Source organism: Pantoea sp. CS_6, assembly GCF_041954745.1.
GTDB classification, from domain to species: Bacteria; Pseudomonadota; Gammaproteobacteria; order Enterobacterales; family Enterobacteriaceae; genus Pantoea; species Pantoea stewartii.
On the sequence record NZ_JAVAYG010000013.1, the window covers coordinates 1 to 14,662 of the forward strand.

The window sequence follows — 14,662 nt, forward strand, 5'->3', positions numbered from 1 at the left end:
CAATAAAGTAAAAAAGCCCCGTACGGAAGTACGGGGCTTTTTTACGTCCGGCGTCCGGGGAGGGCGGGGGCTGCCGGGCCTCTGCGGGCTTCAGGTCAGATCTCTGTTGCTGCCTGCCGGTCTCCTCCCTGGTCCTGCCCTGACCGTTTACCTTGCCTCTGCATGTATGCGGCCGTCATGACGTTTATCTTCCGACGCCGCCCTCGTACAACCCTATACGACGTCTCAGCCGATACCTGTCAGAGATAACGCGCCTTGTATCTCGTTCCCTTAACTGGCCTTTTCCAGCCATGTCATGATAAACGCAGCAACCTCTCCGGGCTGGTTCATATCCACGGTGGGCACATCCGGCTTACGCGAAAGGTCGTCAGTGACAACCGCCACGACATGCTCATCCAGCAGATCGACCAACTCCCCTTTAACACCCGATCGCCAAAGCACGATTTTGGGCACGGGCTCATCTTTGAAGCCTTCCACTAGCACCAAATCCAGTTGCGTACTATCCATTCGTGAGGCTAACGCTCTTAGACTAACGGGCTGCTCTGGCGTTTCACACATCATCGCCCAGCGCCGATCGCTGGCGACAATAACCTGATCGGCACCGGCTTTTCGCAGCCGATAGCTGTCCTTACCTGGCGTATCAACATCCATCTGATGATGCGTATGTTTGATCAGTCCTGCTCGTATTCCCTGCGCTTTCAACAGCGGTATAACCTGCTCAAGCAGCGTGGTTTTACCTGTTCCGCTCCAGGCGACAATTGCTAATAACGGGACGGGCATGATGATTTCTCCCGATTAACCAGATCGTCAGGCGTATTAATATTGCGGAAAGCTGATTCCGCATCACTGAACAGTACGGGATGTCCACCCTGTTCACGCATAAATTGCATAAGCCTGCGTTCACCACGTAACAAGCCCGCTTCAAGATCGCCGATCAGCGCCCGATTCATCAGCGCCAGAGTCGGATGATCACGTTCGGATGACTGCACCCAGACAACAGGTGCGCTGTTACGCTGCTGCCAAAGACGCGCAACAAAATCGCCGGGAATATCAGGTGTATCGCACGCGCAAAACGCAACCCACTCAGTAGGACTGTTTCGCAAACCGCTCAGCATACCTGCCAGTGGTCCGGGATAGTCCTGCATGGTGTCAGCCACGACCTGACAACCACTTATCTGATAACGATCAATGTTACGGTTGGCGCTTATTAACACAATGTCTACCTGCGGCTTTAACCGCTGAAGAACATGCTGATAAAGTGGTTTACCTTGCAGCATTATTAACCCTTTATCCTGTCCTCCCATACGGCGACCTTGTCCACCTGCAAGGATTACCCCGGTAATTGCTGTCATTTTCGTCTCCTGACTCAAATCTGGACGATACTCACATTGCGGCAGCGGACCACCTGCATAAAGGAATCATCATGAAAACGCATCGGCTGAGTGAACTGCTCGAACTCCTGCAACCTGCCTGGGAAAAAGAACCTGATCTTAACCTGCTGGCATTTTTACAAAAACTGGCCCAGGCGTCCGGTTTCGTTGGCCCATTAAGTGAATTAAGCGATGACATATTGATTTATCATCTAAAAATGCGTGATTCTGCCAGCCATGATCAGATTCCCGGACTGAAAAAAGATTATGAAGTTGATTTTAAAACGGCGCTGCTGCGTGCACGTGGAGTCATTAAAAATGATGAGTAGTGTTATCCTTAGCCGTTCACAGTAAAGATAAGCACAGGGATAACCATGAGTGATGCCGCCTTTAATTTTCAAACGCTCAATCCAGATGTCCTGCTTGATGCGCTTTGGGAAACAGGTATTCGGGTAGACTCCGGTCTTACTGCCCTGAACAGCTACGAAAACCGCGTTTATCAGTTTAGCGATGATAACAGGCAGCGCTATGTGGCCAAGTTTTACCGACCACAGCGTTGGTCTGCTGAGCAGATTACTGAGGAGCATCAGTTCTCTCACGATTTACTCGGCGATGAAGTGCCCATTGCTGCGCCCCTGGTTCTTAAGGGTAATACGTTGCAACAGCATGCGGGTTTTTACTTTGCGGTTTTCCCCAGCCTCGGGGGCCGACAATATGAAACCGATAACGACGATCAGATGGAATGGGTTGGGCGCTTCCTGGGCCGCATGCATCAAACTGGCCGAAAAAATCTGTTCTGGCATCGCCCCTCAATGGGACTTGATGAATATCTGGATCAGCCCCGGGATGTGCTGGCAAACGCTGAACTTGTGCCCGCGTCGCTGCGCAGTGCATTGTCAGAGGCCGTCGATAAGCTGGGTATGACACTCCGTCAATGCTGGCACGACAACTGGCAGCCGTTACGATTACATGGTGATTGCCACCCAGGCAATATCCTGTGGCGGGATGGCCCCCTGTTTGTCGATCTCGACGATGCCCGCAATGGCCCGGCCGTTCAGGATCTGTGGATGTTGATCAGCGGCGATAAGCAGGAGCAGCGGATCCAGTGGGATATTCTGCTGGAAGCCTATAGTGAATTCAGTGACTTCGATATTAACGAATTGTCACTGATTGAACCTTTACGTGCGATGCGCATGATTTATTATCTGGCTTGGGTTGTTCGCCGCTGGCAGGACCCCGCCTTTCCGCGCGCGTTTCCCTGGATGACCGATGAGGATTTTTGGCGCAGGCAAATTTTGCAGTTTATCGAGCAGGAAAAGGTGTTGCGGGAACCCCCGTTGCAGCTGACCCCGCAATTTTAATGACAAGTCAGGAGAGTTTTCCCCAATGAAGAAAATATTTTTTGCACTGATGGGTTTGGTGCTGGCCTTCAGCGCATCTGCTGCACAATTCTCTGAAGGTAAACAATATGTCAGCCTGCCTAAGCCGGTTGCCGGTGAACCGCAGGTCATGGAGTTTTTCTCTTTTTTCTGTCCTCACTGCTACCAGTTTGAAGAAATCTATCATGTCAGTGATGCGGTGAAAAAGAACCTGCCAGCGGATACCAAAATGGTTAAATACCATGTTGATTTCCTGGGCGGCGAGCTGGGGCCGGTTGTCACGCACGCATGGGCTGTGGCCATGGCGCTGGGGGTTGAAGATAAAGTCACGGCACCTATTTTCGACGGTATTCAGAAAACCCAGACCATTACCGATCCCGCCAGTCTGAAAGACGTTTTCATCAAAGCCGCAGGCATTACCTCTGAGCAATATGATTCGGCCTGGAATAGCTTTGCAGTAAAAGCGCTGGTTGCCCAGCAGCAAAAAGCGGCCGCTGATGTGGATCTGCGCGGTGTTCCCGCTATCTTTATTAACGGCAAATACATGGTTAATAACGGTGGACTGGATACGAGCTCAATGGAAAACTTCGTGGCGGATTATGCCAACGTTGTTAAATTCCTGGTCGAAAAGAAATAAGCGTTTTTTGCTATCATCTTCCGCAAAACGCCAGCATTCGCTGGCGTTTTCTTTTGCCATCACTCACCTTATCTCTGCTGGACTGGAGAAGCACAGTTTTTCTATCCACACAAGCAGACATGCCGTCAAAAATCACGAGCACATCACGGTTTTGTTTTAAGTTACTAATTTTAAATAATTATCATTGCTGGCTGGGATCGCTATGATATAAATAAATGATTGATATGATTTTTACGCACAAAGTTATCCACAGGAAGATCGTTACGATCCAAAAGGCTACAGCACCAAAAAACAACTTCCCGTTTGTCTTGATTAACCCTTTTCGCCAAGGTGTGGCATCCTTATAGACCAATCCATGGCAACGAAGAATACACAGACATATGGCGCAAATAGCAGAAAACCCCCTGATTTTGGTTGATGGCTCATCCTATCTTTATCGCGCGTACCACGCTTTCCCGCCGCTGACGAACAGTGCAGGAGAGCCTACCGGTGCTATGTATGGCGTGCTGAACATGCTTAAAAGCCTGTTGGTTCAATACAGCCCTACACATGTTGCTGTGGTGTTTGATGCTAAAGGCAAAACCTTCAGGGATGAGCTGTTTGAACATTACAAATCTCATCGCCCGCCCATGCCCGACGATCTGCGGTCACAGATTGAGCCGTTACACGAAATGGTGCGTGCGATGGGATTGCCTCTGCTGGCCGTCAGCGGTGTCGAAGCGGATGATGTGATTGGTACGCTGGCGTTAGAAGCGGAAAAAAAGGGTTACTCTGTCCTTATCAGTACGGGCGACAAAGATATGGCGCAGCTGGTGACGCCAGCGATAACGTTAATCAATACGATGACTAACACCATTCTTGGGCCGGAAGAAGTTGAGCAAAAGTATGGTGTGCCACCCGCCTTGATCATCGATTTTCTGGCGATGATGGGCGACAGCTCAGATAACATTCCAGGCGTACCAGGCGTGGGTGAAAAAACGGCTCAGGCCCTGCTACAGGGACTGGGAGGGATGCAGTCGATCTACGATAATCTCGATAAAGTTGCCGATCTTTCATTCCGTGGTGCCAAAACTATGGCCACAAAGCTGGAACAAAACCGCGAGGTGGCGTTTCTCTCCTATCAACTTGCGACCATTAAAACGGATGTGGCGCTGGATCAGCCTTGTGAGGCGCTCACCGTCGGTGAACCGGATATTCAGGCCTTGCAGGCGCTGTTTAGCCGTTACGAGTTCAGGCGCTGGTTGACCGACCTGCAAGAGGGAAAATGGCTGCAGGGTAAGAAAAGCAACCGACAGGCCCAACAGGTTCTTGTCGATGAGCCTGTAAAGGCGGAAGCCACAAGCGTCTTGTCTGCCGAGGGTTATGTCACCATCCTGGATCAGCAAACGCTGGACAACTGGGTTGAGAAGCTGAAAAAAAGCGACGTTTTCGCGTTTGACCTTGAAACCGATGCGCTGGACACGTTAACAGCCAACATTGTGGGTCTCAGTTTCGCCATCGCGCCAGGCGAAGCGGCTTATCTTCCTGTCGCGCATGATTATCTTGATGCGCCCGAACAGCTTGATCGCGATGCGGTACTCGCACAGCTCAAACCGCTGCTGGAAGATCCTGATGTCAGCAAAGTGGGGCAAAACCTCAAGTACGATCGCGGTGTCCTTAAGAACTACGATATTGAGTTAGCAGGCATTAAATATGACACCATGCTTGAGTCGTACATCCTGAACAGCGTGGTGGGCAAACATGATATGGACAGCCTGTCGGCACGCTGGTTGAATCATAAAACGGTCACCTTCGAAGAGATCGCCGGTAAGGGTAAAAATCAGCTTACGTTTAATCAGATTGCCCTTGAGCAGGCTGCGCATTATGCGGCAGAAGATGCTGACGTCACGTTGCAGTTGCACCTGAAGATGTGGCCTGAGCTTGAAAAAGAAGCCGGCCCGAAAAAGGTGTTCGAACAGATCGAGATGCCGTTGCTCAGGGTCATTTCGCGCATTGAGCGTAATGGTGTGTTGATCGATCAGACCATCTTAGCGCAGCACTCAAAAGAGCTGACAGCGCGCCTTGCTGAACTGGAACGTGAAGCGCATGAACTGGCGGGCGAGCCGTTTAATCTCTCTTCCACGAAGCAGCTGCAGGTCATCCTGTTTGAAAAGCAGGGCATCAAGCCCACCAAGAAAACGCCGGGTGGTGCGCCGTCGACCAGCGAAGAAGTGCTGGCAGAGCTGGCGCTGGACTATCCATTACCGAAAGTCATTCTGGAGCACCGTGGGCTGTCAAAACTCAAGTCCACGTACACCGATAAGCTGCCGTTGATGATCAATCCTGTAACCGGCCGCGTGCATACGTCTTACCATCAGGCCGTCACCGCGACCGGACGTTTATCGTCTACCGATCCTAATCTGCAAAACATCCCGGTGCGGAATGACGAAGGACGCCGCATTCGCCAGGCCTTCGTAGCAGGCAAGGGCAACCGCATCGTCGCGGCGGACTACTCGCAGATTGAACTGCGTATCATGGCCCATCTGTCGCAGGATAAAGGCCTGCTGGACGCGTTCTCGCAGGGAGAAGATATCCACCGGGCTACCGCAGCGGAAGTATTTGGCGTACCGCTCAGTAAGGTGACGGGTGAACAACGTCGCAGCGCGAAGGCCATCAACTTTGGTCTCATCTACGGTATGAGTGCATTTGGCTTATCCCGCCAGCTGAATATCGGTGCAGGTGAGGCGAAGAAATATATGGATCTGTACTTCGAGCGCTATCCAGGCGTCCTGCGCTACATGGAAAATACGCGTCAGCTCGCCGCGAGTAACGGTTATGTCGAAACGCTGGATGGGCGTCGCCTGTGGTTGCCTGACATCAAGTCCAGCAATGCGATACGACGTAAAGCGGCAGAACGCGCCGCAATCAATGCCCCTATGCAAGGAACGGCGGCCGATATCATTAAACGCGCGATGATCGCGGTTGATAACTGGTTACAGGAACAGCGAAGCGATGCAGTGAAGATGATTATGCAGGTGCACGATGAACTGGTGTTCGAAATCAAAGAGGAGGCCGTTGAAGCGGCCAGTAAGCAGATTCGTACGCTAATGGAAGGCAGTATGGCGCTGGATGTGCCCTTACTGGTTGAAGTTGGGGTAGGGGATAACTGGGAGCAGGCACACTAGGAAAGCAACCGGCGCTGACGTGATGCGTTAGCGCCCGGTGAGAAACGTGGCCCGTTCAACCATTCAGGTTTTCTCAGCATCATGAAGGAATGACTGACTCTGCCTCCACCATTTTTTTGATAATTTAACTACATGTCATCTTCATTTTTGTGACGAGCATAGTAAAAAAAGTGGCGGAAAATGAATGGGAGTAACAAAAAAACCTTTGTTGCTCACAAAAAATCAGGTAAAGTTTGAGGCGTAGGGTACAGAGGTAAGATGTTCTATCTTTCAGACCTTTTACTTCACGTAATCGGATTTGGCTGAATTTAGCCGCCCCAGTCATTCTGTGACTGGGGCGTTTTTTATTGGGCTTTTTGCCCGGCCTTACGCGTCACTGTCCTGATCGTCCACTGCGGGTTCCAGTTCACTAAACCAGCTATTCAGCTTGTGGCGCACTTTATCAACGCCAATCTTTTTCAGCGATGAGAAAACCTCCACCTGCACATCTCCCATGAAAGCCAGCGAGGCTTCCTTCACCATATTAAGCTGGGCCTTACGTGCGCCAGATGCGAGCTTGTCGGCTTTCGTCAGCAGCAGCAAAACAGGAATACCGCTGTCAACGGCCCACTGAATCATTTGCTGATCCAAATCTTTAAGAGGGTGACGAATATCCATCAGTACTACCAGGCCTTTTAATGCCTGGCGTTTTTGCAGATATTCTCCCAGTGCCCGCTGCCACTTGAGTTTCATCTCTTCCGGTACTTCGGCATAGCCATAACCGGGTAGATCGACGAGGCGCTTACCTTCGGCCACCTCAAACAGGTTAATCAACTGCGTACGACCGGGCGTTTTACTGGTACGCGCCAGGCTTTTTTGGTTGGTTAACGTGTTTAAAGCGCTGGATTTCCCCGCATTAGAACGGCCAGCGAACGCCACTTCAATGCCGGTATCAGAAGGTAAATGGCGGATATCAGGCGCGCTAAGGATGAAGCGGGTGACATGGTAATTCAGTTCAGACAAGGTAGTACTCCAGAAACGCATTAGGGCAATGGCGCTGATTATACGCATTATGGCGGGAAAGTGCTCAATACCATTGTTCAGGGCTGCCTGTAAGACATTTGCCATAAATCTTGCAAGTTATGTCGCTTTTTAATTAAAAAATTAAAAAAATAAATGATTAAAATTCAGTGCATTATACTAAAGTATAGGTTTTTCGCTCAAACACCATACAAGTATTACTTGAGCCTTTTACCAATTGGTCTACATTATTCAGCAGTGCAGGACAGCATTCATCAGGATGATGCGCTCAGGAACGTTGGGATAACGAAGAGCGAGAGGAAAGGAAATGGTCAGGGATTGCGGACCAGAAAAGGAAAAGGATGAGCTCCGGAGTTGAGCAGGCGCAGGATTAACCGGGATGTTGTGAGCCGAAACGGATTTGAAACATGATTCCTTCTGCCGAAGGTATGAAATAAGGCGACAGCTTGAGCTGTCGCCTTTTTTCTTTGTCTGGTTTCTGCTAGATTTCGCCGCAATTCTATACTGAATAAAAAACACCGGAACCCAAGATTATGAAGCAACCTGCAAGCGCGGCGAAGGGCAAGCCTGTCGCCAAAGCAAAACGTAAATCGCGTGAAGAGATCAATAACGAAGCGCGCGATCGTAAACGCGATAAAAAGCATCGTGGCCATGCGTCAGGCAGCCGTGCTAACCCGCAAGCGCAGAGCAGCAACGGTAAGCAAGCGGCCCCGGCAAAAGATCCGCGTATCGGCAGTAAAAAGCCGGTGTCGTTAATCGTTGACGACAACGCTGCACCCGCAAAAACCAAAAAAGTGACGGCAAAACCGGCGAAGCAGAAAGTGGTGCTGACACCGGAAGAAGAGCTGGCGCAGTTAGAGAACAGCGAGCGTCTTGATGCGCTACTGGACCGCCTTGAGAAAGGCGAAACGCTGTCATCTGAGGATCAGGGCTGGCTTGATGTCACGCTGGATCGCATTGATGAACTGATGGAACAGCTCGGCATCGCGATGGACGAGGAAGACGATCCGGAGGCGGAAGAAGATATGTACCGCCTGCTTAAAGGGAATTAAGCCGTCTTTGATCGGCATGCGTAAATGCGCATGCCTGGATTAACAGGTAAACGACAATGTTTTGGCCTGGATCAATTTTCGTGCTTTTGATGACATGTTATCTCCTGTGGTTATTGTTTAAACTACAACGACTGTCGCGTCTGAAGCAGCGTTTACGGCGGGTTTCCTCCCGCACTCCTCTCTTTCCTTCTGCATCGCGGCCTTTCCCACAGCGAGGTAAACGGAAGGAGTCAGCATGTCAGCGACACAAATCGACTGGGACCAGGCATTAATTGAAAAATACAATGCGGCGGGTCCGCGCTATACCTCTTATCCCACCGCGCTAGCGTTCAGCGAGACCTTTACAGACGCTGATTTTCACCGTGCCACTGAACGTTATCCGCAACGCGCGCTGTCGCTCTATGTTCATATCCCGTTCTGTCATCGCCTGTGCTATTTCTGTGGCTGCAATAAGGTTGTCACGCGTCACTTACATAAAGCCGACCGCTATCTGAACGCGCTGGAACAGGAGATTGTCGCCCGCGCGCCACTGTTTCGTGATCGTCGCGTCACTCAACTGCACTGGGGCGGCGGCACGCCGACATTTTTGAATAAGCAGCAGGTTAGCCGGCTGGTGGCGCTGCTGAAACAGCATTTCACCTTCGAGGATGACGCGGAGATGTCGATCGAGGTCGATCCGCGTGAAATTGAACTGGAGATGATCGATCATCTCCGGACGTGCGGTTTTAATCGCCTGAGCATGGGCGTACAGGACTTTAACAAGGCGGTGCAGGAACGAGTTAACCGGGTGCAGGATGAGGACGTGATTTTTGCCCTGATGGCACGGGCACGTGAGCAGGGGTTTCGTTCAACCAGCATCGACCTGATTTACGGTCTGCCGCTGCAAACACCGGAAAGCTTTGCTTTTACGCTGCAGCGGGTTATCGCGCTGGATCCCGATCGACTGAGCGTTTTTAACTATGCGCATCTTCCGTCACTCTTTGCCGCACAGCGAAAAATTAAAGAAAATGAACTGCCCTCGGCGCAACAGAAGCTGGCTATCCTGCAGCAGAGCATTACAACGCTCACCCGGCATGGCTACCAGTTCATCGGTATGGACCACTTTGCTAAACCGCAGGACGAGCTGGCGGTGGCTCAGCGCGAGGGGAACCTGCACCGCAATTTTCAGGGTTATACCACCCAGGGCGACTGCGATTTACTCGGTCTGGGCGTCTCCGCCATTAGCATGATCGGCGACCGCTACGCGCAAAACCAGAAAAGCCTGAATGAATGGTACAGCCAGGTTGAAAAACAGGGCCATGCCTTGTGGCGGGGATTCACGCTCAGTCAGGACGATTGCCTGCGCCGCGATGTGATCAAAACGCTTATCTGCAACTTTGCGCTCGATTTCAGCGCGACAGAAACGCAGTGGAATATCACCTTCGACAGCTATTTTGCCGAAGAGCTGGCGCGGTTAAAACCGCTGATTGCGGATGGGCTGGTGGTGCAAAACGCGACAGGCCTGAAAGTGACAGGAACAGGACGACTGCTGATTCGCCATATTTGTATGTGTTTTGATGCTTATCTGCGACAAAAGACGCAAACACAGCCCTATTCGCGTGTGATTTAACCGCCGGAACAGCACAGGCTGTTCCGGCGGAATCGCTTATTCCATGCCCAGCTCTTTCAGCTTACGCGTCAGCGTATTCCTTCCCCAACCCAGCAAACGCGCGGCTTCCTGTTTGTGACCCTGCGTGTGGCGCAGTGCAGTCGTCAGAAGCGTGCGTTCCATTTCCGGCTGTGCTTCTGACAGCAGGTTTTGATGACCGGAACGCAAGGCACGATCGGCCCATTGTGCCAGCAGGGTTGCCCAGCTGTCGGGAAGCGACTGCGTGGGGCTTTCCGGCGTACTGGATTCGAATAGCTCCGGTGGTAAATCCTGAATCAGCACTTCCTGACCGGCGGCCATCACCGTTAACCAACGGCAGGTATTCTCCAACTGACGCACGTTACCCGACCAGTGCAAACGGGTCAGCGCGGTCTCGGTCTCCGCATGCAGGATCTTGGCTTCCACACCAAGCTCGCGTGCGGCCACCTGCAGGAAATAACGGGCCAGACGGGGAATATCTTCACGACGCTCACGCAGCGGCGGCAAATGCACACGGATGACATTCAGGCGGTGAAACAAGTCTTCACGGAACTTGCCTTCCTGTACCCGCAGTTCAAGGTTCTGGTGCGTAGCGGCAATGATGCGCACGTCCACTTTAACCGGAGCATAGCCACCGACGCGGTAAAACTGCCCGTCTGCCAGTACGCGCAACAGGCGCGTCTGAACATCCAGCGGCATATCACCAATTTCATCTAAAAACAGCGTCCCGCCGTCGGCCTGTTCAAAGCGTCCCTGACGAATCTGATTCGCACCGGTAAAGGCCCCTTTTTCATGGCCAAACAGTTCCGACTCAATTAAATCCTTAGGGATCGCCGCCATGTTGAGGGCAATAAACGGCGCTTTACTGCGAGGACTGTGGCGGTGCAGTGCGTGCGCTACCAACTCTTTACCTGTACCCGATTCCCCGTTGATCAGCACGCTAATCGACGAACGGGAGAGACGGCCGATAATACGGAACACGTCCTGCATGGCGGGCGCTTCACCGATAATATCGGTGGTGGGGCCGCTTACCGGTTGATGACGTGGCTGCTGTTGCTCCTGATAGTGACTGATGGCACGTTCAACCAGTGCGACCGCTTCGTCGATATCGAACGGTTTGGGCAGGTAATCGAACGCGCCTTGCTGATAGGCGCTTACCGCGGCATCCAGGTCGGAATGCGCTGTCATGATGATGACAGGAAGCATGGGATGGCGCTGCTTGATTTGTTTTAGCAGAGCCAGCCCGTCCATACCCGGCATACGGATATCAGACAATAAAACGTCCGGGGTTTTTGTTGCGAGTGCATTGAGCACGTCGTTCGCGCTGTCAAAAGTGGCACAGCTTAAACCGGCTCCAGTGAGCGCGCGTTCAAGCACCCAGCGGATGGAGCTATCGTCATCGACGATCCAGACTATCCCTCGTTGCATAGAAACCTCACTGGCGAATAGGCAGGTAAACCGAAAACTCGGTATGACCCGGCCAACTGTTGAACTCAATTTTTCCCGAATGCTGATCAATCAGGCTACGGGCAATAGAAAGGCCTAAGCCGGTACCGCCTTCCCGTCCGCTTACCATTGGATAGAACAGCGTATCCTGTAGCTGGGCTGGAATACCGGGGCCGTCATCTTCGATATCAATGCGGGCAACCAGACGATAACGTGTGCCATGCAGCGTTAACTGGAAGGCTGTACGGGTTCGAATCACGATTGTGCCGCCGTCTTCGCCTAACGCCTGCAGCGCATTGCGCACGACGTTCAGCAAAACCTGCTCAATTTGATCGGGATCGTGCGGTAATTCCGGCAGGCTGGGATCGTAATCGCGAACCAGCGATACGTTTTCTGGCAGCTCCATCGAAACCAGGTTAACGACACGTTCCGCTACCTGATGAATACTCTGGGTAATATGCATACCGGGCTGTTGCGGCCCCAGTAAGCGATCAACCAGATTTCGCAGGCGGTCTGCCTGTTCAATAATGACTTTGGTATATTCATTCAGGGCAGGGTCCGGCAGGGCGCGTGACAAAAGCTGCGCCGCGCCGCGCAATCCACCTAGCGGGTTTTTAATCTCATGGGCCAGCCCGCGGACCAGATCGCGTGCGGCCACCTGCTGAGCATGCTGCAGCTGTTCCTGACTCAGGCGACGCTGATTATCCATCGGTGCCATTTCCAGCAGAATCAACCCATCAGGCAGGCGCTGTGCCGTGAGCGACATAATGTGCGCCCGGCCATCCACGACCAGAGTAACTTCGCTGTCAGTAAAGCCCTGGCCCGCCTCAAGACTCTCGCGCATGACCTCGACATTCAGCGAAAAGTAGCCGGTTAATTCAGGTAACGGCGTGCCGAACAATTTACGTGAGCTTTGCGCCAGTAATTGCTGTGCCGCCGGGTTGGCATAATGGATCGCCAAATCGGTATCCACCAACAAAATACTGTTGATTAAGGTATTGAGAATCTGCCCGGCGTCGGGCAGGGAGGCAGTTGCCATACAGCGTTCCTCTGCACTAATTTAGTGCATTGTAGTCTTTAAGCCGGAATTAAAGCGAATGAACGATGAATTCGCGGAGAAAAAAGCCCATCCGAAGATGGGCTAAAGTTTCCACGGCAACAAAAAAACGTTTCAGGTTAAGCGTGCCGCAATTGCAATCTTTCAATGCGGCACCCATTTTGCTGACTCTGAAATTAGACGCTGTAGTACAGTTCGAACTCAACCGGATGTGGCGTCATGCGCACACGGTCGTTCTCTGATTTACGCAGCTCGATGTAAGCATCGATCGCGTCGTCAGTGAAGACGCCGCCACGGGTCAGGAACTCGCGGTCTTCGTTCAGTGCATTCAGCGCTTCTTCCAGTGAACCTGCAACTTTTGGAATCTCAGCTTCTTCTTCCGGTGGCAGGTCATACAGGTTTTTATCCATCGCATCACCAGGATGGATTTTGTTGATGATGCCATCCAGGCCAGCCATCAGCAGTGCAGTAAACGCCAGGTACGGGTTAGCCGCTGGGTCCGGGAAGCGCGCTTCAATACGACGTGCTTTCGGGCTGGCAACAACCGGGATACGGATTGATGCAGAACGGTTACGGGCAGAGTAAGCCAGCATAACCGGTGCTTCATAACCCGGAACCAGACGCTTGTAAGAGTTGGTGGTTGGGTTGGCCAGGGCGTTGATTGCTTTTGCGTGCTTGATGATACCGCCGATGTAGAACAGCGCGGTTTCAGACAGGCCGCCGTATTTGTCACCAGAGAACAGGTTTTGTCCGCCTTTAGACAGAGACATGTGGCAGTGCATACCTGAACCGTTGTCACCAAACATTGGCTTCGGCATAAAGGTTGCCGTTTTGCCGTAAGCATGCGCCACGTTGTGCACAACATATTTGTAGATCTGAATTTCGTCAGCTTTTTTGGTCATGGTATTGAAGCGGGTTGCCACTTCGTTCTGACCCGCTGTCGCAACTTCGTGGTGATGAGCTTCAACAACCAGACCCATTTGCTCCATTGTCAGACACATAGCAGAACGGATGTCCTGTGATGAATCGACCGGTGGAACCGGGAAGTAGCCGCCTTTCAGACCTGGACGGTGACCTTTGTTACCGCCTTCGTATTCTTTGCCGGTGTTCCAGGCCGCTTCGATATCATCGATAGCGACGTGCGAACCAGAGGTTGACGAACCGAAACGGATATCGTCGAACAGGAAGAATTCTGGCTCGGGTCCAAACAGAACGGTATCAGCGATGCCTGAAGAACGCAGATAGTCTTCAGCGCGCTTTGCGATAGAGCGTGGATCGCGGTCATAGCCTTGCATGGTGCCAGGCTCAAGGATGTCACAGCGAATGATCAGTGTTGAATCTTCAAAGAACGGATCCATAACTGCCGTGGTTGCATCCGGCATCAGTACCATGTCTGATTCGTTAATGCCTTTCCAGCCGCCGATGGAAGAGCCATCGAACATTTTGCCTTCTTCGAAGAAGTCAGCGTTAACCTGGTGAGCCGGAATAGTAACGTGCTGTTCTTTACCTTTGGTATCGGTAAAACGCAGGTCAACAAACTTAACTTCGTGCTCGTTCATCATCGAGAGAACGTGTTCAGCGGACATACTCAACTCTCCTGGAAATGGTCATTGTCTACATGGTGAGAACCGGGTGAGGAAATGTGCGACATGTGTCAGCCATACCTCAGTCTGATCCCGACCAGCTCTGCAACCGTTGTCTTACGTCGTTTTCATCTGGATAATACAAAGCGAATTCTGTGCCAACTTTATTTCTTTGCACAAAATCGCGCTGTCATGCACCTTTTTGTCATAAAAGACGTGCACCATGATAGTTGCACTGCACTTTTTATGTGCATTGATGTTGAAAATGAGCACCATTTTGGTGCAAAACATCATTGCAGTGCAATTTTTGCACGGCTATTAGTGCGA

At 51.8% G+C, this 14,662-nt stretch carries 12 protein-coding genes; 6 read left to right on the plus strand and 6 right to left on the minus strand.

The genetic code is table 11. The annotated features are described in order from the left end of the window. Positions 1-270: 270 nt before the first annotated feature. Entirely contained in the window at positions 271-780 is a 510-nt protein-coding gene (gene mobB, locus RAC90_RS17865) for a molybdopterin-guanine dinucleotide biosynthesis protein MobB (RefSeq protein WP_039342398.1), read from the minus strand. Then, on the minus strand, positions 762-1,352 hold the full coding sequence (mobA, locus tag RAC90_RS17870; RefSeq protein WP_033738021.1) for a molybdenum cofactor guanylyltransferase MobA: 591 nt from the start codon (positions 1,350-1,352) through the stop codon (positions 762-764). The genes mobB and mobA overlap by 19 nt, the downstream gene beginning before the upstream one ends. A 71-nt stretch (positions 1,353-1,423) precedes the next feature. On the opposite strand from mobA, the gene RAC90_RS17875 reads away from it, so the two are divergent. From RAC90_RS17875 to polA, 4 genes are all read left to right on the plus strand, one after another. Then, entirely contained in the window at positions 1,424-1,699 is a 276-nt protein-coding gene (locus tag RAC90_RS17875) for a YihD family protein (protein ID WP_006121318.1), read from the plus strand. A gap of 45 nt (positions 1,700-1,744) precedes the next feature. Beyond that, on the plus strand, positions 1,745-2,731 hold the full coding sequence (locus tag RAC90_RS17880) for a serine/threonine protein kinase (protein WP_375124596.1): 987 nt from the start codon (positions 1,745-1,747) through the stop codon (positions 2,729-2,731). 25 nt (positions 2,732-2,756) lie between these two features. Further along, positions 2,757-3,386 (plus strand): thiol:disulfide interchange protein DsbA, encoded by a 630-nt coding sequence (dsbA, locus tag RAC90_RS17885; RefSeq protein ID WP_006121321.1) that lies wholly within the window; start codon positions 2,757-2,759, stop codon positions 3,384-3,386. A 380-nt stretch (positions 3,387-3,766) separates the two neighbouring features. Beyond that, positions 3,767-6,550 (plus strand): DNA polymerase I, encoded by a 2,784-nt coding sequence (gene polA, locus RAC90_RS17890; protein WP_375124597.1) that lies wholly within the window; start codon positions 3,767-3,769, stop codon positions 6,548-6,550. A 366-nt stretch (positions 6,551-6,916) separates the two neighbouring features. On the opposite strand, the gene yihA is transcribed toward polA, so the two are convergent. Further along, a complete protein-coding gene (yihA, locus tag RAC90_RS17895) occupies positions 6,917-7,552 on the minus strand; it encodes a ribosome biogenesis GTP-binding protein YihA/YsxC (protein ID WP_006121326.1) in 636 nt (211 codons plus the stop codon). 551 nt (positions 7,553-8,103) lie between these two features. Here yihA and yihI point away from each other — a divergent pair. Both yihI and hemN read left to right on the plus strand, forming a co-directional pair. Then, a complete protein-coding gene (gene yihI, locus RAC90_RS17900; protein ID WP_039342410.1) occupies positions 8,104-8,622 on the plus strand; it encodes a Der GTPase-activating protein YihI in 519 nt (172 codons plus the stop codon). Positions 8,623-8,857: 235 nt separating this feature from the next. Beyond that, on the plus strand, positions 8,858-10,231 hold the full coding sequence (gene hemN / locus RAC90_RS17905) for an oxygen-independent coproporphyrinogen III oxidase (protein WP_375124598.1): 1,374 nt from the start codon (positions 8,858-8,860) through the stop codon (positions 10,229-10,231). Positions 10,232-10,267: 36 nt separating this feature from the next. On the opposite strand, the gene glnG is transcribed toward hemN, so the two are convergent. From glnG to glnA, 3 genes are all read right to left on the minus strand, one after another. Then, positions 10,268-11,677 carry a nitrogen regulation protein NR(I) gene (gene glnG / locus RAC90_RS17910; protein ID WP_375124599.1) on the minus strand — a complete coding sequence of 470 codons (1,410 nt, stop codon included), beginning with the start codon at positions 11,675-11,677 and terminating at the stop codon, positions 10,268-10,270. A 7-nt stretch (positions 11,678-11,684) separates the two neighbouring features. Beyond that, positions 11,685-12,734: a nitrogen regulation protein NR(II) gene (gene glnL / locus RAC90_RS17915; protein ID WP_033738029.1), complete on the minus strand. Its 1,050-nt coding sequence runs from the start codon at positions 12,732-12,734 to the stop codon at positions 11,685-11,687. A gap of 194 nt (positions 12,735-12,928) precedes the next feature. After that, positions 12,929-14,338, minus strand: a complete 1,410-nt coding sequence (gene glnA / locus RAC90_RS17920) for a glutamate--ammonia ligase (RefSeq protein WP_006121331.1) — start codon at positions 14,336-14,338, stop codon at positions 12,929-12,931. Between the last annotated feature and the right edge of the window lie 324 nt (positions 14,339-14,662).

Bases quoted from the DNA above. Each gene is read 5' to 3' on its own strand.
- mobB (WP_039342398.1), bottom strand. From the start codon at position 780: ATGCCCGTCCCGTTATTAGCAATTGTCGCCTGGAGCGGAACAGGTAAA.
- RAC90_RS17875 (WP_006121318.1), top strand. From the start codon at position 1,424: ATGAAAACGCATCGGCTGAGTGAACTGCTCGAACTCCTGCAACCTGCC.
- dsbA (WP_006121321.1), top strand. From the start codon at position 2,757: ATGAAGAAAATATTTTTTGCACTGATGGGTTTGGTGCTGGCCTTCAGC.
- glnA (WP_006121331.1), bottom strand. From the start codon at position 14,338: ATGTCCGCTGAACACGTTCTCTCGATGATGAACGAGCACGAAGTTAAG.
- RAC90_RS17880 (WP_375124596.1), top strand. From the start codon at position 1,745: ATGAGTGATGCCGCCTTTAATTTTCAAACGCTCAATCCAGATGTCCTG.
- polA (WP_375124597.1), top strand. From the start codon at position 3,767: ATGGCGCAAATAGCAGAAAACCCCCTGATTTTGGTTGATGGCTCATCC.
- glnL (WP_033738029.1), bottom strand. From the start codon at position 12,734: ATGGCAACTGCCTCCCTGCCCGACGCCGGGCAGATTCTCAATACCTTA.
- yihI (WP_039342410.1), top strand. From the start codon at position 8,104: ATGAAGCAACCTGCAAGCGCGGCGAAGGGCAAGCCTGTCGCCAAAGCA.
- mobA (WP_033738021.1), bottom strand. From the start codon at position 1,352: ATGACAGCAATTACCGGGGTAATCCTTGCAGGTGGACAAGGTCGCCGT.
- hemN (WP_375124598.1), top strand. From the start codon at position 8,858: ATGTCAGCGACACAAATCGACTGGGACCAGGCATTAATTGAAAAATAC.
- glnG (WP_375124599.1), bottom strand. From the start codon at position 11,677: ATGCAACGAGGGATAGTCTGGATCGTCGATGACGATAGCTCCATCCGC.